Source organism: Methanohalobium sp., assembly GCF_018609725.1.
In the GTDB taxonomy this organism is placed as follows: Archaea; Halobacteriota; Methanosarcinia; order Methanosarcinales; family Methanosarcinaceae; genus Methanohalobium.
In genome coordinates this window covers 12911-30529 of record NZ_JAHENT010000149.1, presented here as the reverse complement: position 1 = coordinate 30529, position 17619 = coordinate 12911, and the positions used below count along the sequence as shown (strand labels likewise).

Here is a 17619-nt window from a genome sequence, read left to right as displayed (position 1 = left end):
TATAAAAAACGCGGATATAGAAGTCATCGGTGCAATGGGCAAAAAAAGTAAATCGATTGCAGAAGACGAGGAGATACCACTGTCCATCACCACCAATGTTATAGACCGGTCAATATTGACTGCTCTTTGTGGAAAACGCTGCTTGATACTTACAAATGGAGGAATGGTTGACCATGCTCTTAAACGTATTAATGATTATGCAGAAAACAGTGGTATAGAATTGCATGTAGGAATTTTAAACAATAGATATTGAAGATTTTTCGAAAATAAAAGGGTGCTATACAGAGTATAGCACTTTTATTTAGAGTATCACCTGAGCCGGTGTTTCATCTTTTTCTTCTTCATATTCGGTTACAAGTGCTTCGGTTGTCAACACTGTACCTGCAATAGATGATGCATTTTGTAGTGCGCTTCGTATGACCATTGTGGGTTCAATAATGCCTGCTTCAAAGAGGTCTTCATATTCATCGGATTTGGCATTGTAACCGAACTGATCATTGGATTCAGATTTGACACGGGCTACTACTTCTGCACCTTCTCTTCCTGAATTCAATGCAATCTGGCGCAGTGGTTCTTCAAGTGAACGTTTAACAATTGAGACACCTATCTGCTGGTCACCCTCGAGTTTCAGATCATCCAGTTGTTTGGCAGCGTTGTAGAGTGTTACTCCTCCACCTGTAACAATACCTTCTTCTACTGCAGCTTTGGTGGCATTTAGAGCATCATCGGCTCTCATCTTCTTCTCTTTGAGTTCTGTCTCGGTAGCAGCTCCAACTTTGACGATTGTTATTCCGCCGCTTAACTTGGCAAGTCTCTCCTGGAGTTTTTCTTTCTTCCTATCAGATTCTGCAGCATCAATCTGGGATTTTATCATGCCTGTCCTATCATCGATATCGGCTTTTTCTCCTTTACCTTCGATGATTGTGGTCTTTTTATCATCCACAGTGCTCTTGCGAGCTCTACCAAGCATATCCTCTGTGAAGTTTTCAACCTTCATGTCTTTATCTTCACTTATTACTGTACCACCGGTAAGTACTGCTATATCCTCAAGCATTTCTTTTTGTTCGTCTCCGAATCCGGGTGCTCTTACTGCACATACTCGCAATGAACCGCGCAGGATATTAAGAACCAGTGCAGCCTGTGCATCCCCTTCAATTTCCTGTGCGATAATCAGTAGTGGTCTGCCTTCATTTGCAACTTTTTCAAGTGCTGGAACAATCTGGTTTACTGTGTTTATCTTTTCATCAGTTATCAGAATATATGGATCATCAAATTCACAGACCATATGTTCCTGGTCCGTTACCATATAGGGCGACAGGTAACCACGGTCAAACTGCATACCTTCCACAAACTCGAGTTCATTTTCAAGTGTATTGGATTCTTCTACAGTTATAACTCCATCATATCCTGCTTTATCCATTGCATCAGAAATCAGACTGCCGATTTCTTCATCATTGTTTGCCGAAACTGTTGCAACCTGATAGATTTTTTCTCTTTCACTTACATCCTTGCTTTTATCTTTAAGGTACTGGACTACCTCTTTGGACGATTTATCAATACCGCGTTTTAAGTCCATCGGATTAGCACCGGCAGTTACGTTTTTAATACCCTCTCTGAGCATACTGTTGGCAAGCAGTGTTGCAGTGGTTGTACCGTCTCCTGTGGTATCCTGTGTTTTGGATGCTACTTCTTTTACAAGTTTTGCACCCATGTTCTCGAACTTGTCTTTAAGTTCGATTTCTTTGGCAATTGTTACTCCATCATTGGTAATTGTTGGACTTTCTGAATTATCAAGCACAACATATCTACCTTTTGGACCCAATGTGATTTTTACTGTGTCCGATACTTTATTGACACCGGTTAACAATGAGTTGCGTGCGTTTTCATCAAATAATAACTGTTTAGCTGTCATTTAAAACCACCTCCTTTTAATTATTCTTCTACTTTAGCAAGTATATCCTTTAAATCAACAAAAATATGCTTTTCTCCGTCGATATCTATTTCATCGGTCTGATATCCACCATAGATGATTTTGTCACCCTCATTAACAGGAAGTTCACTTCCATCTTCATATGTTCCTACTGCGACTACATATCCTTCCTTGTTTTCCGACTGAGCACTCTCCGGAATATAAACTCCTCCGGAGGTTTTTTCCTCTTTTTTAACCTTAATCAATACCCTTTCACCTATTGGTTTGATGGTCATCTGAAACCACCCTCCATTATTATAATTTTATAAATATAATTACCCTTTATTGCTATAACCAGTATAATGCAATACAAATATATAAAATTTACCAAATTAATAGTCATTTTTTGAATTATATAGAAATGATGTCTACAAAGTAAAGAAAAACTTAAATATATTTTTTAAAAAATAGAGATGATTGATGAGTCAGAGGATTATCCTGAATAAACTGGATAAACCAAAAAATAAAAGCCTTGAAAGTGATGCAAAATGGATATGTGAGAGCCTTGGATTTTCTTCAGGAAGAGATATAGAAAATACATCTACAAAAGTCATTATAAGTTTACTCAAAAATTTATCCAATGACGGTGTTACTTCATCAGAAGCGGTAGCACAAGATCTTGACATCAAAGTATCACGTGTTAATTACCATATAAGAAACCTTATTAATTCAGGACTGGTTTACAGAGAAAAAAAATTACTGCATCTTAGAGGCGGAAGTTTAAAAACTGCTATCCAAGAAATGAGAAAAGACACGGACCGCATATTTGAAGAACTGGAATATGTGGCAGAAGGAATAGACAACAAAATGGGTCTTAAAAACAGATGATACATTGTCTTAAGATTTCAATCCATAGGAAAATAACTATTTTTCAACAGTAATGCATCATCTTCAAGATTCGGGCTCTCACATATAACAAGTCCACCAACTTCAAATTCATTAAAGGCCTGCAGAAGTTGCATATAGTTAAAATCCGATTCTTCAAGGTTTACATGGTTTCTTTCACCTTTTGAATTATATTCTATACCCGAAACATGTGCATGCATATTGTTTAAACCCTCTTTACCAAGTATGTCTTCAATTTTGCTCAATACAGATTTAAACTCATCGAATGAATTTATGCCACCGTTAGTTCTTGCATGAAGGTGCGAAAAATCGATACAAGGTTGCACTTTTTCCATTTCACTACTAAGGCTTAAGATTTCATCCAGATTGCCAAATTGTGTACCTTTACCGGTTGTCTCGGGTCGAAGTACTGCAGGGATATCATCTTCCTCCAGTTTTGATGATAAATCATTCAAAAGGTTGTGGACTCTGGAATATACTCTATCGCTGGTATCTTTATGATAATAGGCAGGATGAAATACAATAGATTCCGCCCCACATAAAGAACCGATACTTGCTGACTGGTTAATCCGCTCAATACTGGCATCTATTTTTTTCTGTTCAGCAGAATTGAGGTTGATATAATAGGGTGCATGCACACTTAAAGCCACACTGGAGTTTCTGGCTGTTGCATTAACAGATTGTGCCTTATCTTCTTTCATACGGACCCCGCGAACAAATTCAAGCTCCATACAGTCAAGTCCGATTTCAGAAACATACTCCACACCTCTAACACTACCTTTCTTTTTGGCTCCATGAGGTGTTCCTGCTGTCCCGAACAACAAATTGTTCTGCATTGTAACCAAATCCAGTTTAAACGATTCCAAGATACTGTTTTAGTTGTTTTGCCCGTTCATTAGATATTTTTTCAGATATCATATCCATTAGGACTTCTATATCTTCCGGTTCCAGTGACCTGATATCTTCCTTATTATCAAGAGCAAGTTCCACCAAATAATCAAGTTCTTCTGGTGTTAAGCGATCAATTCGTTGTTTAAAGTCCTCAGATGAATCTACAAACTTATGAGAAATCGGTCTCAATATAAAAGGATAAGTATGTCCCCATTCTGATGTGACACTTCCTCCTGCTTCAGGCGCCAGTTTGTTGAAAATGTCGATATCTTTTTGTGTAAATTCTCTTCCTGCCATAATGAACCTTTTAGTTTTTAATAGCTATTAAAATTACTTGCACATTAATATTTCAAATTCCCATGTATATCAATCTCACCGCGCATGATACGGGTGGATGATATCGGCAAGGAATCCTCTGCCATAACACATTCGATTTTTAAAATTTCGATTGGTTCTAAGCCTCTTTTTTGTCTTAATTTGTTGAGTTCTAGTGCAGATTCATACGTTTTAGAGGATACAACAATATAATCATAGTCATCTGTGAGTGTCGGTCCATAGGGATCAGTTAATTTAAAAATCTGGTAACTGCTGTTTTTGTCAGTCAGTGTTTCAATATAGTTCACAAGGTTTTTTTTACGGGTGTTGTAATCAGTCACCTTGAGCCTCTGCTTTCGAGCCATCTCATCAGAGGTTATTCCGATATCAACCTGACCGTCATTAGCCAGTTCAAATGATTTATTAATAAGTTTTTTATGCCCATCATGAATGTATTGAAATGTTCCGCCTACTGCTACCTTCGCCATCCATCACGAAATTGTGTTTTATCTAAAATAAGTTTTCGTTAAAAATCCGAACAAATAATTTATCAGATTATCCACAGGAATTATTACACAATATTTACTTTACCTATATATACCACCACATCAATAAAGTAGGAGAATACTATAGTAATATTACTATAGAAATAGTGCACCCTTATATAATAACCAAGTGCACCTACAGGAGTTTTAAAAATGGCTGAAGTTACATTAGAAGATTTGGACCATGTAGGTCCGGCAACTGCACAGAAATTAAGAGAATCAGGATATAATTCAGTGGAAGCGATTGCAGTCGCATCCCCTACAGACCTATCACTCAGTGCAGACATAGGAGAAGCTGCAGCATCCAAAATTATCAACTCTGCCCGCAGGTCTGCCAATATAGGAGGTTTCGAAACCGGCGATCTGGTAATGGAGAGAAGAAAACAGGTAGGGAAGCTATCAGCCGGATGTTCCGAATTTGATGAGATGATGGAGGGCGGTATAGATACCCAATCAATTACTGAGTTATACGGAGAATTTGGTTCAGGAAAAACCCAAATTGCACATCAGCTTGCCGTTAATGTACAGCTTCCGAATGAACAGGGAGGACTCAATGGCTCTGTAATTTTTATAGATACAGAAAATACATTCAGACCTGAAAGAATCAAACAGATGGTTCAAGGAGCTTCACAAAATCACAATATTGAATATGACCCGGACGAGTTCCTTAAAAATATTCATGTAGCAAGAGCCTATAACTCCAATCATCAGATTCTTCTGATGGATTCTGCCATGGAACTTGCAGAAGAATCCAAAAACTGGGAACAACCCGTCAGACTTCTGATTGTTGATTCGCTGACCGCACATTTTAGAGCAGAATATATCGGACGTGGTACCCTTGCAGACAGACAGCAAAAACTAAACAAACACCTACATGCACTGCAAAGATTTTCTGACCTGTATAACGCAGTGATTATAGTCACCAATCAGGTAATGTCAAAACCAGACGCATTCTTTGGAGACCCAACTAAACCAATTGGAGGACACATTATCGGGCATACTGCAACATTCAGAATGTATCTGAGAAAATCAAAAGGTGACAAAAGAATTGTAAGATTGGTTGATTCACCGAACCTTCCAGATGGCGAATCCATAATTTCGGTTACACCACTGGGTCTTACCAACCCATGATACTTTTTAATTCATTTGGTGAGATAATAGTATATGAAATATAAAGCCCTTGTAGCAGATATTGATGGTACGATAACTCATCAAAGCAGAAGGCTTAACCTGAAAGCTGCAGAAATGCTGTACAGATTAAACGATGAATCAGAGATACCGGTTGTGTTGGCAACCGGAAATATACTCTGTTTTTCACATGCGGCTTCTAAACTTATAGGTTTGAACGGTTATGTAATAGCCGAAAACGGTGGAGTGGTTTCTGAGGGGTTTGATACTAATCCCTACATTATGGGAGATATAAAAGAATGCAGAAAAGCTTTCAGTTTTTTATCTGAATATATACCTCTTACAAAACTTGACCCAGAATACAGGAAAACTGAAATCGCTTTAATAAGGGACTTTGACCTTGAATACGCCAGAAATGTGATAAAATCCGGTAATTATAATGTAGACCTGATAGACACAGGATACGCGGTCCACATAAAAAGTAACACAATGAACAAGGGTACTGGTCTTGCCAAAATTGCAAAACTTATGGGTCTAAAACCCAAAGATTTTGTTGCTATCGGAGATTCAGAAAACGATTTTGAAATGATAGAATCCGCAGGTTTAGGGATTGCTGTGGCAAATAGTGACCAGAAAACAAAATCAATTGCTGATGTTATCACAGATGCATCCTATGGAGAAGGAGTGGTTGAGGCAATAGAGTATCTTTATTCCTGCGACTGAAATGATACCTGTTTGTAAACCTCAACCAGCGAAATTATTTATTCAGACGATTGCATTCCTTTTGCAATCTTTTTGTCCACAACAATGTAGTCCTTTATCGCACGAACTGATTCAAAGGGTAGAAGTATGTACTGGTCATCCTTTTGGAAATCTGATGTGTCAACATTCATATCTGGTCTTATCATAAGGTCTACCAGTTCACTGGTATCAAGATCCATTGTTATATTATAAAGTGTTCCGAGTTCAGTTCCATCGGTTGTCATTACCTGTTTGCTGGACAAATTTTTTGCAAATACTTTTGCCATCATTTTCCCTGCCGGTTAATTGTTTTTCATAGATATCCGGTATAAGAACTGGTTTCTGTTTTCTTTATACCGCCTTTGAATTGTTCCTTTATCTTTTCGTAATAGTCAACCATCTCTTTGGTTACAGTTGGTCTGACCTTTTTGATTGCTTCTTTGAAGTATTTCAATTCCACTTTGTCTGCTTCAAAATTGTCCCTTAAAGAAAGCATAACGGCTTCTCTACAGACTGATTCTATGTCAGCTCCAATATATCCTTCTGTCATCTCTGCAAGTTCACTGATGCTGACATCATCTGCAAGCGGTGTATTCTTGGTATGTATTTTGAAGATATTTTCTCTACCTTCTTTACTGGATTGGCTGACAAGTACAAGCCTGTCGAATCGTCCGGAACGCAGAAGTGCAGGGTCTATAATTTCAGGACGATTGGTTGCCGCTATAATAATCACATCTTTCAACGGTTCCAGACCGTCCATTTCAGTAAGTAATTGGTTCAACACTTTTTCAGATGTTCTTCCATCTTCTGTCATACCACTGCGTGTGGAAGATATAGAATCGAGTTCATCAAAGAATATTACACAGGGTGCTACTTGTTTGGCTTTTTTAAAAGTATCCCTGATAGCTTTTTCGGATTCACCAACCCATTTATGCAGAATTTGTGGTCCTTTAACACTTATAAAATTTACATTGGATTCATTTGCAACCGCCTGTGCTACAAGAGTTTTACCGGTTCCTGGAGGACCAAAGAGCAACAATCCTTTTGGTGGGTTTATTCCCATCTGTTCAAATTTTTCTGGTCGTTTCAGAGGCCACTCTACCGCTTCAACAATTTCCTGTTTAACATTTTCAAGACCTCCAATATCTGACCACTTAACTGACGGAATTTCTACCAGTACCTCTCTGAGAGCAGATGGTTCAATCTCAACAAGAGCATTGCCAAAATCCTCGGTTGTTACCACTATTTCTTCCAGTGTTTCCTGAGGTATCTCTTCATCCAGATTAAGATGTGGCAAAAATCTTTGGAGAGAACACATCGCTGCTTCCTGGACAAGTGCTTTCAGGTCTGCTCCCACAAAACCCTGTGTATTTTTTGCCAGATAATCAAGTTGTACTTCTTCGGTTATCGGCATACCTCTGGTATGAATTTGAAGTATTTCGTGTCTGGCATCAGTGTCCGGAACTCCAATTTCCACTTCTCTATCAAATCTTCCGGGTCGACGAAGTGCAGGGTCAAGAGAATCCACTCTATTTGTAGCACCAATTACTACTACTTGACCACGCTCTTCGAGTCCATCCATCATTGTCAAAAGCTGAGAAACCACTCTGCGTTCCACTTCACCTGTTACGTTTTCACGTTTTGGTGCAATAGAATCGATTTCATCGATAAATATAATCGATGGAGCATTTTCTGAAGCCTCTTCAAAGATTTTGCGAATACGTTCCTCGCTTTCACCGTAGTATTTGCCCATTATTTCAGGTCCAGCGATATAGAGGAAATTTGCACGGGATTCATTTGCAACTGCTTTTGCTATCAGAGTTTTACCCGTTCCCGAGGGACCATGCATTATGACTCCTTTTGGAGGCTCAATATTTAATCTCTTGAACAATTCATTGTTTTTTAGAGGGAGCTCTATCATTTCACGAACACGCTGGATTTCACTTCCGAGCCCACCTATGTCCTCATATTTAATTCCCTTTGCAGCGTTTGCATAACCTCTTGCAGGTTTCTGACTTAATTCGATTTCTGTTGTTTCATCTATGATAAGAATTGTATCCTCGGGTTCAGTTTCCACCACAATAAGCGGTATTGCCTGCCCACCAGCAACCGGTCCAGACATGGGCTGGTTCATTGAACTGATAATAGGTATTACATCATCCTGAACAATAGGTCGTTTGAGAATATTGCGTTTTATAATGTCACTTGTATTATCCCCAAATTCCATCATCATGCCTTCAGGCGGGGCAAGTACTACTTTTTCTGCGGGTTTTGCTTCTATTTTCTTCAGAGAGACCCGCTCACCTATACTGACACCTGCATTCTGCCTGATGAAACCATCAATCCGGATAAATCCCTGTTCCCAGTCCTGGCGGTCGGCTCTCCATACTTTTGCAGCTGTTCTTTTTTGCCCAGTAATTTCCACGATATCGCCAGGTGATAACTGTAGTTCCAAAAGTGTATTTGGATCAATACGTATAATTCCCCGTCCAAAATCGTTTGGGTGTGCTTTTTCGACTTTTCTCTGTACTTCGTCCATCAAAGTCATCCTTAAAATGATTTAGTTATAGTTATATAAACACATGGATATTTTATTTCAATGCATAAAAACTATATGGTTTTAAAATTTACAACCTTTAGTGATTTTTAGATGCAAGCATTAGTATTTGAGCCTTTTTCTGGTGCTTCTGGTGATATGATAATAGCAAGCCTTATAGGTCTGGGTGCCGACCAGTCCATAATTAAAGAAACCATGGAATCAGTTGCTGATGTTTCAGTATCTGTGAATCATATCAAAAAATATGGTATCAGTTCAATAAATGTTGATGTTGATACAAGAAAGGAGCATGAACATCCAAAGACGTACTATGAAATCATTGATATCATAAAATCTTCACATCTTCCTGAAAAGATTGAAAATGACGCATTGGACATATTTTCAATAATGGCTAATGCAGAATCCAGCATCCATAATCAACACCTTGAGGATTTACATTTCCATGAAATAGGGCAGATGGATGCAATAGCCGATGTGGTTGGTGCGTGTACTGCAATACATGAGTTCAATTTTGATAAAATTTACTGCACACCTATCACAACAGGAGAAGGTTTTGTAAAATCGGAACATGGAATATTGCCTGTACCAGCTCCTGCAACCCTTGAAATATTAAAAACTGGTAGCATGATATTCCAGCAAGGAAATATTTTGAATGAACTATTGACACCAACAGGTGCAGCAATACTTACCCATTTCTCTAAACCGGTTGATTCTTATCCCCAATCAAGAATAAAACAAATAGGATATGGATCAGGTGACATGGATATTGATAAACAGCCGAATGTGTTACGAACATCCATATCAGAAATCGATGCTGCACTGATACAGGATTCAGTTGAGGTACTTGAAACGAATGTAGATGATGTTACTGGGCAAGTCCTTGGAAACCTTGTAGATGAACTTCTTTCATCAGGCGCAAAGGACGTGACCATCACGCCTGCTACTATGAAAAAAGGCAGACCGGGAAATATGATTCATGTTGTATCAAAACCCATCGACACATCAAAGCTTGCAAGAAAAATTATCAAAGAAACCGGTTCACTTGGTGTAAGAGTTGTTCCTGTCAGACATCGATTAACCGCAAAACGCTACATTGAAAATCTAAAAATCAAAATTAACAATGAATACCACGATGTATCTATAAAAATCGCCAGTGATGCAAATGGTTCATTATTAAATATATCAGCAGAATACGATGACTGCAAAAAAATTGCAGATTATACAGGTATTGCTGTAAAAGATGTTATCCGCACCGCAGAAGAAACTGCAAAAACTAACATAAAAGACATATAAATTATTTCAAACCCATCAACTTTATATATCATTTTGATTATCCATCATTAAAAGGTTTGGAAACTAATTTAGTTAAAGTTATTGTTTAGGTTGAAAAATAAACTATACTTTTCCTAAAAGTTTACAGACCTAATTTTTGAATTAAGTACTTAAGGACGTGTATTATTTTGTATAATAATGAGACTGAATCTACCGCTCCAGTCGAAGCTGGAGAAGAATATGAAGTAACAATAGAAGATATTGCCAGAGAAGGCGATGGCATTGCCAGAGTTGAAGGTTTTGTCATATTCGTTCCTGATACACAGGTCGGAGATACCGAAAATATAAAAATTACAAAAGTTTTGAGAAAATTTGCTTTTGCTGAAAAAGTAGAGCAATAAATTTTTACTTAACTTCCGGGCTGGTTAGATCAATATCCAGCCCCATTTAGCTTTTTTACATCATCCTGAATTTTAGGTCAAAGACTTAAAAAGTTATATAAATCAATATATCCAATGTATTGATTATGACACTTAAAGCATTATTTTTGAATTGCACCCTAAAAAAGTCTCCTGAAGTTTCAAATACCAGAGCCCTGATTGACAAAGCTGTCAAATTGTTTGAAGAACAGGGAGTTAAAACAGAAGTAATCAGAATAGTAGATTACAATATACCTTTCGGAGTTACCTCATATGAGGGTGAAGGTGATGAATGGCCCGATATACTAAACAAAATCAAAGGATCCGATATCCTGATTATGGGTTCGCCAATATGGTTTGGCGCAAGGTCATCATTGTTACAAAAAGTTATGGAACGACTGGATGGAACATATATGGAGGGTGACCCTGAAACAGGGCAGTTCCCATTATACGGAAAAGTCGCTGGAGTGATTGTTACAGGTAATGAAGATGGTGCACATAATGTCGCTGCCAATACATTATTCAATCTAACCCATCTGGGATGTACTGTACCTCCAAATGTTGATTCATATTGGGTGGGTCCTGCAGGTCCCGGACCAAGTTACATAGAAGCAGGAGGCGAAAAGCACCTTTACACCAACAAAACAATTCGTTTTATGGTTTACAACCTTGTATATTTTGCCAGACTAATAGGAAACAACCCCATCCCCATTAATATGAATGAACTCTACGAAGATGCAAAAAAAGAAAGTGAATAATTCTCTCTTATTACCTCCCCTCTAATCTTCCTCTTTTTTTGATAACAATGGATTATTTTAGTCACCTGAAACATTAACCAAACCAAAAACTTATATACCATTATGTATTTACGTAACATCATATAATTTTAGGATTACCGAATATAATTAACCACACCAAAAACAAGTAGAGATGGTCCATGAAATCCCTGTTAAATGCAAAACCTCAAACATGTTGCAGTACTCACAATAATATATCCAGCAGTTCTGACAGAATAGTACTTGTTGGCAGCCCAAATGTAGGAAAAAGTGTTATTTTCAATGCTCTTTCTGATAGTTATGCAATTGCTTCCAACTATCCCGGTACAACTGTAGAAATAAGCAAAGGTGACGGGATTATAGGCAACAAAAAATATGAAATCATAGATACTCCCGGAAGTTATTCCTTGCTACCTATCACTGAAGAGGAAAGAGTAGCCCAGAGACTGTTTTTTGAAAAAGCTTCCATCTACCTGCATGTTATTGATGCCAAGAACCTGAGAAGAATGCTTCCCCACACACTGCAATTAATTGAAGCGGGTAAGCCGCTTATTCTGGTACTTAACATGATGGATGAATCCGCAGAACGCGGTATTCGGATAGATGCACAAAAACTTGAAAAGATGCTAAAAATTCCAGTTATACCTGCTGTTTCAAACAAAGGCGAGGGAATTGAAGAACTCAAAAAAACAATACCTGAATACAGTTCAAATCCACAGGATTTTACAATCAAATACAATGATGATATCGAAAATGCTATCAAAGATATCGAATCCAATCTTAAAGAAAACTATGAAGTATCCAAAAGGTCCATCTCCCAGTTACTTTTACAAAGAGACCAAGTAGCTTTTGAAAGGACACATGAAAAGTGCGAAGATGTTGACGCTATCAAAGATATAGTTTCAAATACAGAAAACAAATTCAACAGTCCTATCAATTATGTAATGACTGTTGAACGGCAACAGCTTACAAACAGTATAGTAAATTCTGTAATGAAGATAAAAGAGCCGTATTCATATAACAATTCAAAGGCTAAAGAGTCCGAAAAATACAAAGACAACTATCCAAATCTGAAAAAACGTTTAGACCATCTGGTTTCAAATCCACTTACAGGAATTCCTATATTGTTTTTGGTACTGTATTTCGGATTGTATCAGTTTGTAGGTGTTTTTGCGGCAGGGACTGTGGTGGATTTCCTTGAAGGAGTAGTGTTTGGAGAACATTTAATTCCATGGATTACACAAAACTTCAATTCACTGGTTCCGTATCCCCTGATACAGAGCCTTATTGTTGGAGACTATGGAATTGTTAATCTGGCCTTAACATATGCTATCGCATTGATACTTCCAATTGTTGGAGCATTTTTCTTTGTATTTTCAATAATTGAGGATTCAGGGTATCTACCAAGACTTGCCATGCTAATAGATCGGGTATTTAAAAAGATAGGTCTTAGTGGCAGAGCCGTAATACCACTGGTACTGGGGTTTGGTTGCGGCACGATGGCTACCATGGTTACCCGAACTCTTGAAAAACCACGCGAGAAAATATTGACGACACTGCTATTATCACTCGCCATACCCTGTTCCGCACAGCTTGGCGTGATACTTGGTATAATGTCTGCAAAACCAGCAGCTCTTTTATTATGGGTTGTAGTGATGATTCTGGAATTTTTGTTTATAGGGTACATTGCTGCAAAGGTTTTACCCGGTGAAAAACCGAGTTTCTTTCTGGAGATACCATCTCTTAAAGTACCAAAACTATCCAACGTACTTATTAAAACCTATTCCCGAATGCAGTGGTATTTCCTTGAGGTAATGCCACTATTTATAATTGCAAGTATACTTATATGGTTGGGCAAAATTACCGGAATATTTGGACTGATTATCGAACTGTTAAAATACCCTACCCAATGGATAGGGCTTCCTTCTGAAGCTGCTGATGTATTTTTACTGGGATTTTTCAGACGTGATTTTGGAGCAGCCGGATTATATGAACTAAACAAAACCGGAGTGATGAATGGGGTGGACATGCTTGTTGCAGCGGTTACACTTACCCTATTTATGCCTTGTATAGCCCAATTTATGATGACACTTAAAGAGAGAGGGTTAAAGATAGCACTTTCAATGGCAGCCTTCATATTTCCATTTGCTTTCTTTGTAGGATTTGTTGTCAACTATATAATGAAAATACTCGGAGTTACACTATGAAATGTCCTTTATGCGGATATGAATTTACTGAACCGGACAAAACCCAGTGTTCAGGCTGTGGGAAACTGCATTCCTGCAATATGCAGCGGTGCCCGAATTGTGGTTATGAAATTGTTCCCGAAACAAAACTGATTAAGAAATTGCGAGGGTTGTTTAAATGGAAATAAGTGAAAATGCGGAAGAGATACTGGAAAAACTATGGATTTGTTCACAGGAACGCGGGCAGAGTTCTATAGAACTTGAATCATTGAACCTTGACAAAGAATCACCAGAGGTTATGGAACTACTGGATATGGATAATATTGATTTAAATTCGGATTCAAAAATATCCCTGAGACACGAGGGTTATTTCAACGCTAAAAATGTTGTAAGGCGTCACCGACTTGCTGAGAGATTGCTTGTGGATGTACTGGATAAAAAGGAGGGTGTCCACAAATCAGCATGTGAATTCGAACATATATTACATGACGGTGTCGATGACAAGGTTTGCGTACTGCTCGGACATCCAAGAACCTGTCCTCATGGCAACCCTATTCCAAAAGGTGAATGCTGTAAGAAAGGGGAAAAGGAAGTTAGCAGTATCGTCCAACCGCTTTCTGAATTGAAACTCAATCAAAAGGGTAAAATCGCATACTTTGAAATACAGGACAATGAAAAATTACAGAAATTGATGTCTATGGGTATCCTTCCCGGGGTGCCGGTTACTCTGGTGCAGTCATACCCGTCATTTGTGTTTGACCTTGACCAGACAAGATATGCTGTGGATAAGGAAATGGCGGATTATATCTTTGTAAGAGTTGAAAATAAATGACTGAATATCAGTCATTCTGTCATCAACCTCTTCAAACTGCTTCTTGCATTTGATATTTCATCCAGTGTCAGAACAATTTCCTGATCATCATGGGTAATATCCAGCAATTGCCCACCAGTACTGCCAATTATCGCGTGCGGTATATCCGCAAGCATTTGTCTGACATATACAGGTTCTGAAGTGGAAATTATGGCTCTTGCATGTGACTCTGAGAACAGTATCTCATCTGTTCGTAGACCAGCGCCTACAGAGTTCAGATTTACTTCTGCCCCAATTTTATCACACATTTCACATAATGCCACTACAAGTCCACCCTGTGATACGTCATGAGCAGAACTTACTTTGCTACTAATAACTGCTTTTCTTACTCCATCCAGTATGGATTCAGCATTATCAGGAACATCAGGAGTATTGCCATGTATACGGTAGCCAATGCGGTTGTAATATTCTGAACCACCAAGTTCATCGTGGGTTTTTCCTACAAGTATTATTGTCTCACCTTCATTGACAAAATACGAAGTAGGTACCTGTGCTACATCATCGGTAATTCCTATAAGACCGATTGAAGGCGTTGGTGCTATTGCTGTCCCACGTTCTTCACTTTCATTATAAAGGGATACATTACCACCTACTACAGGTATTGAAAGTTCACGCGCACAATCACCAAGACCAAGAATTGCCTGTTTGAACTGCCAGTATATATCACTCTTTTCAGGATTTCCAAAATTGAGGCAATCCACCATTGCAATTGCTTTTCCGCCTTTAACTGCCAGATTCATAGCATTTTCAAAAACTGTGCCTCTACCTCCTTTATAGGGGTCAAGCAATGTATGTCTGGGATTGCATCCACAGGATACAACCAATCCTCTATTTCCTGAAATTCTTAGAACTCCTGAATCGTCTCCCGGTTTTACAGCCGTCCTTATCTGGACTTCATGATCATATTGACTGTATATCCAGTTTTTTGATGTTGTATTATAAGAAGACACCACGTCGATTACAGTTGTTTTTAAATCATAAGGGAATTCAGGTTTTGCTCCAATATTTTGGGATGATGGTGGAGTTGAAGGTCTTTCAAAAGTAGGACAACCTTCTGTTAAAAGCTTTACTGGCATATCTGCAACAATTTCATCATCAAATTCGGCTGTATATTTTTGGTCGTTTTTCAACTCACCAATTACACTGGCGCTTAATTCATATTTTTCCGCTACATCAAGCATATAATCTACATTTTCTGGTTCTACTTCCAGAAGTATACGTTCCTGAGATTCGGCTATAAGAATTTCAAAAGGTTTCATACCTGATTCTCGAAGCATCACATTATCAAGATACATATATGCTCCAAGATTACCTTTTGATGCCATTTCAGAACTGGCACCCACAATACCTGCAGCTCCGAGGTCTCTGCATGATTTGACATATCCTTTATCAATTCCTTCAAGTGTTGCCTCAATTAATAATTTCTCTGTAAAAGGATCTCCTATCTGAATACTTGGACGTTCTTCAGATTCTGCTTCCTCTGAGAGGTCTCTGGATGCAAATGAAGCTCCTCCAAGACCATCACGACCTGTTGTAGCACCCATCAATACAAGTTTGTTGGCGGCTTTTTCTGCTTTTGCAGTTATGAGATATTCTTTACGTGCAAGACCAATACAGACTACGTTTACCAGAGGGTTGCCGCTGTATGAATCGTCAAAGAATGCCTCACCTCTTACAACCGGTACACCGATACAGTTGCCGTAGCCTGCTATACCCTCTATGATATGTTCAAATAAATAGAGATTTTTAGAATTATTTAGGGGACCGAAATAAAGCGGGTCCATAAGAGCAATCGGACGTGCTCCCATCGAAAGAATATCACGTACTATACCACCTAAACCAGTGGCAGCTCCATTATAGGGGTCTACATATGATGGATGGTTGTGACTTTCCATTCCAAGAGCAAGCACCCATTCATCATCGAACTGAATAATCGCTGCATCATCCCCGGGTCCAATTACGACCCTTTCACCAGTGGACGTAAATGTCTTCAGCAAAGGTGCACTTGAGCGATAGGAACAGTGCTCACTCCAGAGATTTAAAAAACAACCCTGTTCAACCAGATTCGGTTTCCTTCCCATTTCTTCAGTTATTATTTTAAGGTCATTTTCAGGTAACATTAAAAAGCCTCTTACCAGTTATTTGTATCATGGACATATTATTCAATTAAATAAAGGTTACTTTTAAGTTAACAATTATTACCGGATACACCTATATTACAATCATGGCACATCAAAAGAGAGATGTTTACCCTCGACAAGACCATGTTCTGATATTTTGTTCTGTTTCATTTCGATTATATATTTAACTTCCTTTTCAGATGAGGACGTTCCCAGCCAAGGTTTAAGATTTGTTGATTTAATTATTCTTTTATTATCATCAAGAAACAATACATCAATGGGAAATCTTACAAAAAGCATATGTATTGATGTCTTTATGGGTTTGTCGAATACAAAAACAAGAGCATAATCATCAGGTATATTTTTTTTAAACATTAAACCTCTTGATTGTGAAAAAAATGTTGTTGCAAATTCCACATCTGATGCAATTGTTTTACCATTAGATTTTAATATCATATTTGTTTACTCTTATTTGCTATTTATATAAATATACAAACTCATATAAAACTTTGTAAATTAAAATTTGCAAATACCTTAATATAAAAGCGGAGGAAAAACCAGAAAAATGAGTTCAGAAATGTGTTCAGTTTGTGGACTACCTAAAGAACTTTGCATATGCGAAGAAGTAGCAAAAGAACAGCAAAGGATTACAGTTAAAGTCAACAGAAGAAGATATGGTAAAGAAGTCACCATTGTAGAAGGTTTAGATGCAAATGAAATAGATCTGAACGAACTTGCTACATATCTCAAATCCAAATTCGCATGTGGTGGCACTGTAAGAGGAAATGCTATTGAATTACAGGGAAACCATAGGTCTCGAATGAAGGATGTACTGGTTGCAAAAGGATTCTCTCCAGACCAGATAAAAGATTAATTGGGGCTCAAGGGGTATAGCTCATAACAATGTAATAAATTATTTAATTGTTTGATAAAATAAGTTAAAAGGTTAACATCTAGTTTTAAAAATTTATTTTTAATTTGGA

At 38.0% G+C, this 17619-nt stretch carries 19 protein-coding genes and 1 pseudogene; 11 read left to right on the top strand and 9 right to left on the bottom strand.

Annotated features, from left to right (window positions below; translation table 11 throughout):
• Positions 1-253 (top strand): annotated as a pseudogene (locus tag QZ276_RS10225) (ABC transporter ATP-binding protein); the annotation flags it as partial.
• Positions 254-301: 48 nt separating this feature from the next.
• Here the strand turns inward: QZ276_RS10225 and groL are convergent.
• Complete coding sequence (gene groL, locus QZ276_RS10220) at positions 302-1912, bottom strand: chaperonin GroEL (protein ID WP_292487675.1); 1611 nt, start codon at positions 1910-1912, stop codon at positions 302-304.
• 20 nt (positions 1913-1932) lie between these two features.
• Positions 1933-2205, bottom strand: a complete 273-nt coding sequence (groES, locus tag QZ276_RS10215; protein ID WP_013195576.1) for a co-chaperone GroES — start codon at positions 2203-2205, stop codon at positions 1933-1935.
• A gap of 184 nt (positions 2206-2389) precedes the next feature.
• Between groES and QZ276_RS10210 the strand changes: the two genes are divergently transcribed.
• Positions 2390-2797 carry a winged helix-turn-helix transcriptional regulator gene (locus tag QZ276_RS10210; protein ID WP_292487673.1) on the top strand — a complete coding sequence of 136 codons (408 nt, stop codon included), beginning with the start codon at positions 2390-2392 and terminating at the stop codon, positions 2795-2797.
• Positions 2798-2814: 17 nt separating this feature from the next.
• Here QZ276_RS10210 and QZ276_RS10205 read toward each other — a convergent pair whose 3' ends face one another.
• The 3 genes from QZ276_RS10205 to QZ276_RS10195 are packed head-to-tail and all read right to left on the bottom strand — an operon-like array spanning position 2815 to position 4509.
• Positions 2815-3651 carry a TIM barrel protein gene (locus tag QZ276_RS10205; protein ID WP_292487672.1) on the bottom strand — a complete coding sequence of 279 codons (837 nt, stop codon included), beginning with the start codon at positions 3649-3651 and terminating at the stop codon, positions 2815-2817.
• A gap of 16 nt (positions 3652-3667) precedes the next feature.
• A complete protein-coding gene (locus QZ276_RS10200; RefSeq protein WP_292487671.1) occupies positions 3668-4003 on the bottom strand; it encodes a hypothetical protein in 336 nt (111 codons plus the stop codon).
• 44 nt (positions 4004-4047) lie between these two features.
• Positions 4048-4509 carry a phosphopantetheine adenylyltransferase gene (locus tag QZ276_RS10195; protein ID WP_292487670.1) on the bottom strand — a complete coding sequence of 154 codons (462 nt, stop codon included), beginning with the start codon at positions 4507-4509 and terminating at the stop codon, positions 4048-4050.
• Between the two features lie 210 nt (positions 4510-4719).
• On the opposite strand from QZ276_RS10195, the gene radA reads away from it, so the two are divergent.
• A complete protein-coding gene (gene radA / locus QZ276_RS10190) occupies positions 4720-5697 on the top strand; it encodes a DNA repair and recombination protein RadA (RefSeq protein WP_292487669.1) in 978 nt (325 codons plus the stop codon).
• Between the two features lie 33 nt (positions 5698-5730).
• A complete protein-coding gene (locus QZ276_RS10185) occupies positions 5731-6417 on the top strand; it encodes a phosphoglycolate phosphatase (protein ID WP_292487668.1) in 687 nt (228 codons plus the stop codon).
• Between the two features lie 38 nt (positions 6418-6455).
• On the opposite strand, the gene QZ276_RS10180 is transcribed toward QZ276_RS10185, so the two are convergent.
• Positions 6456-6722 (bottom strand): PRC-barrel domain-containing protein, encoded by a 267-nt coding sequence (locus QZ276_RS10180; RefSeq protein WP_292487666.1) that lies wholly within the window; start codon positions 6720-6722, stop codon positions 6456-6458.
• A 26-nt stretch (positions 6723-6748) separates the two neighbouring features.
• Positions 6749-8974, bottom strand: a complete 2226-nt coding sequence (locus tag QZ276_RS10175; RefSeq protein ID WP_292487665.1) for a CDC48 family AAA ATPase — start codon at positions 8972-8974, stop codon at positions 6749-6751.
• Between the two features lie 111 nt (positions 8975-9085).
• Here QZ276_RS10175 and larC point away from each other — a divergent pair, with 111 nt between their 5' ends.
• From larC to QZ276_RS10145, 6 genes are all read left to right on the top strand, one after another.
• The gene (gene larC / locus QZ276_RS10170) at positions 9086-10285 is read left to right on the top strand and encodes a nickel pincer cofactor biosynthesis protein LarC (protein ID WP_292487664.1); all 1200 of its coding nucleotides are present in this window, start codon (positions 9086-9088) and stop codon (positions 10283-10285) included.
• Positions 10286-10452: 167 nt separating this feature from the next.
• A complete protein-coding gene (locus tag QZ276_RS10165; protein WP_292487663.1) occupies positions 10453-10665 on the top strand; it encodes a TRAM domain-containing protein in 213 nt (70 codons plus the stop codon).
• A gap of 125 nt (positions 10666-10790) precedes the next feature.
• The gene (locus tag QZ276_RS10160; protein ID WP_292487661.1) at positions 10791-11441 is read left to right on the top strand and encodes a flavodoxin family protein; all 651 of its coding nucleotides are present in this window, start codon (positions 10791-10793) and stop codon (positions 11439-11441) included.
• A gap of 179 nt (positions 11442-11620) precedes the next feature.
• Positions 11621-13666 carry a ferrous iron transport protein B gene (feoB, locus tag QZ276_RS10155; protein ID WP_292487660.1) on the top strand — a complete coding sequence of 682 codons (2046 nt, stop codon included), beginning with the start codon at positions 11621-11623 and terminating at the stop codon, positions 13664-13666.
• Positions 13663-13833: a hypothetical protein gene (locus QZ276_RS10150; protein WP_292487659.1), complete on the top strand. Its 171-nt coding sequence runs from the start codon at positions 13663-13665 to the stop codon at positions 13831-13833. The genes feoB and QZ276_RS10150 overlap by 4 nt, the downstream gene beginning before the upstream one ends.
• Entirely contained in the window at positions 13824-14477 is a 654-nt protein-coding gene (locus tag QZ276_RS10145; RefSeq protein WP_292487657.1) for a metal-dependent transcriptional regulator, read from the top strand. Before QZ276_RS10150 ends, QZ276_RS10145 begins: the two co-directional genes overlap by 10 nt.
• Before the next feature lie 11 nt (positions 14478-14488).
• Here the strand turns inward: QZ276_RS10145 and purL are convergent, their stop codons facing one another.
• Together purL and QZ276_RS10135 are read right to left on the bottom strand one after the other, a co-directional pair.
• Positions 14489-16636: a phosphoribosylformylglycinamidine synthase subunit PurL gene (gene purL, locus QZ276_RS10140; protein ID WP_292487656.1), complete on the bottom strand. Its 2148-nt coding sequence runs from the start codon at positions 16634-16636 to the stop codon at positions 14489-14491.
• Between the two features lie 102 nt (positions 16637-16738).
• Positions 16739-17092 (bottom strand): DUF192 domain-containing protein, encoded by a 354-nt coding sequence (locus tag QZ276_RS10135; protein WP_292487654.1) that lies wholly within the window; start codon positions 17090-17092, stop codon positions 16739-16741.
• A 109-nt stretch (positions 17093-17201) separates the two neighbouring features.
• Here QZ276_RS10135 and yciH point away from each other — a divergent pair, with 109 nt between their 5' ends.
• Positions 17202-17510 carry a stress response translation initiation inhibitor YciH gene (gene yciH / locus QZ276_RS10130; protein ID WP_013195559.1) on the top strand — a complete coding sequence of 103 codons (309 nt, stop codon included), beginning with the start codon at positions 17202-17204 and terminating at the stop codon, positions 17508-17510.
• Positions 17511-17619: the final 109 nt, after the last annotated feature.

Coding starts and splice junctions, on each gene's coding strand:
- groL (WP_292487675.1), bottom strand. CDS start 1,912: ATGACAGCTAAACAGTTATTATTTGATGAAAACGCACGCAACTCATTG.
- groES (WP_013195576.1), bottom strand. CDS start 2,205: ATGACCATCAAACCAATAGGTGAAAGGGTATTGATTAAGGTTAAAAAA.
- QZ276_RS10210 (WP_292487673.1), top strand. CDS start 2,390: ATGAGTCAGAGGATTATCCTGAATAAACTGGATAAACCAAAAAATAAA.
- QZ276_RS10205 (WP_292487672.1), bottom strand. CDS start 3,651: ATGCAGAACAATTTGTTGTTCGGGACAGCAGGAACACCTCATGGAGCC.
- QZ276_RS10200 (WP_292487671.1), bottom strand. CDS start 4,003: ATGGCAGGAAGAGAATTTACACAAAAAGATATCGACATTTTCAACAAA.
- QZ276_RS10195 (WP_292487670.1), bottom strand. CDS start 4,509: ATGGCGAAGGTAGCAGTAGGCGGAACATTTCAATACATTCATGATGGG.
- radA (WP_292487669.1), top strand. CDS start 4,720: ATGGCTGAAGTTACATTAGAAGATTTGGACCATGTAGGTCCGGCAACT.
- QZ276_RS10185 (WP_292487668.1), top strand. CDS start 5,731: ATGAAATATAAAGCCCTTGTAGCAGATATTGATGGTACGATAACTCAT.
- QZ276_RS10180 (WP_292487666.1), bottom strand. CDS start 6,722: ATGGCAAAAGTATTTGCAAAAAATTTGTCCAGCAAACAGGTAATGACA.
- QZ276_RS10175 (WP_292487665.1), bottom strand. CDS start 8,974: ATGGACGAAGTACAGAGAAAAGTCGAAAAAGCACACCCAAACGATTTT.
- larC (WP_292487664.1), top strand. CDS start 9,086: ATGCAAGCATTAGTATTTGAGCCTTTTTCTGGTGCTTCTGGTGATATG.
- QZ276_RS10160 (WP_292487661.1), top strand. CDS start 10,791: ATGACACTTAAAGCATTATTTTTGAATTGCACCCTAAAAAAGTCTCCT.
- feoB (WP_292487660.1), top strand. CDS start 11,621: ATGAAATCCCTGTTAAATGCAAAACCTCAAACATGTTGCAGTACTCAC.
- QZ276_RS10150 (WP_292487659.1), top strand. CDS start 13,663: ATGAAATGTCCTTTATGCGGATATGAATTTACTGAACCGGACAAAACC.
- QZ276_RS10145 (WP_292487657.1), top strand. CDS start 13,824: ATGGAAATAAGTGAAAATGCGGAAGAGATACTGGAAAAACTATGGATT.
- purL (WP_292487656.1), bottom strand. CDS start 16,636: ATGTTACCTGAAAATGACCTTAAAATAATAACTGAAGAAATGGGAAGG.
- QZ276_RS10135 (WP_292487654.1), bottom strand. CDS start 17,092: ATGATATTAAAATCTAATGGTAAAACAATTGCATCAGATGTGGAATTT.
- yciH (WP_013195559.1), top strand. CDS start 17,202: ATGAGTTCAGAAATGTGTTCAGTTTGTGGACTACCTAAAGAACTTTGC.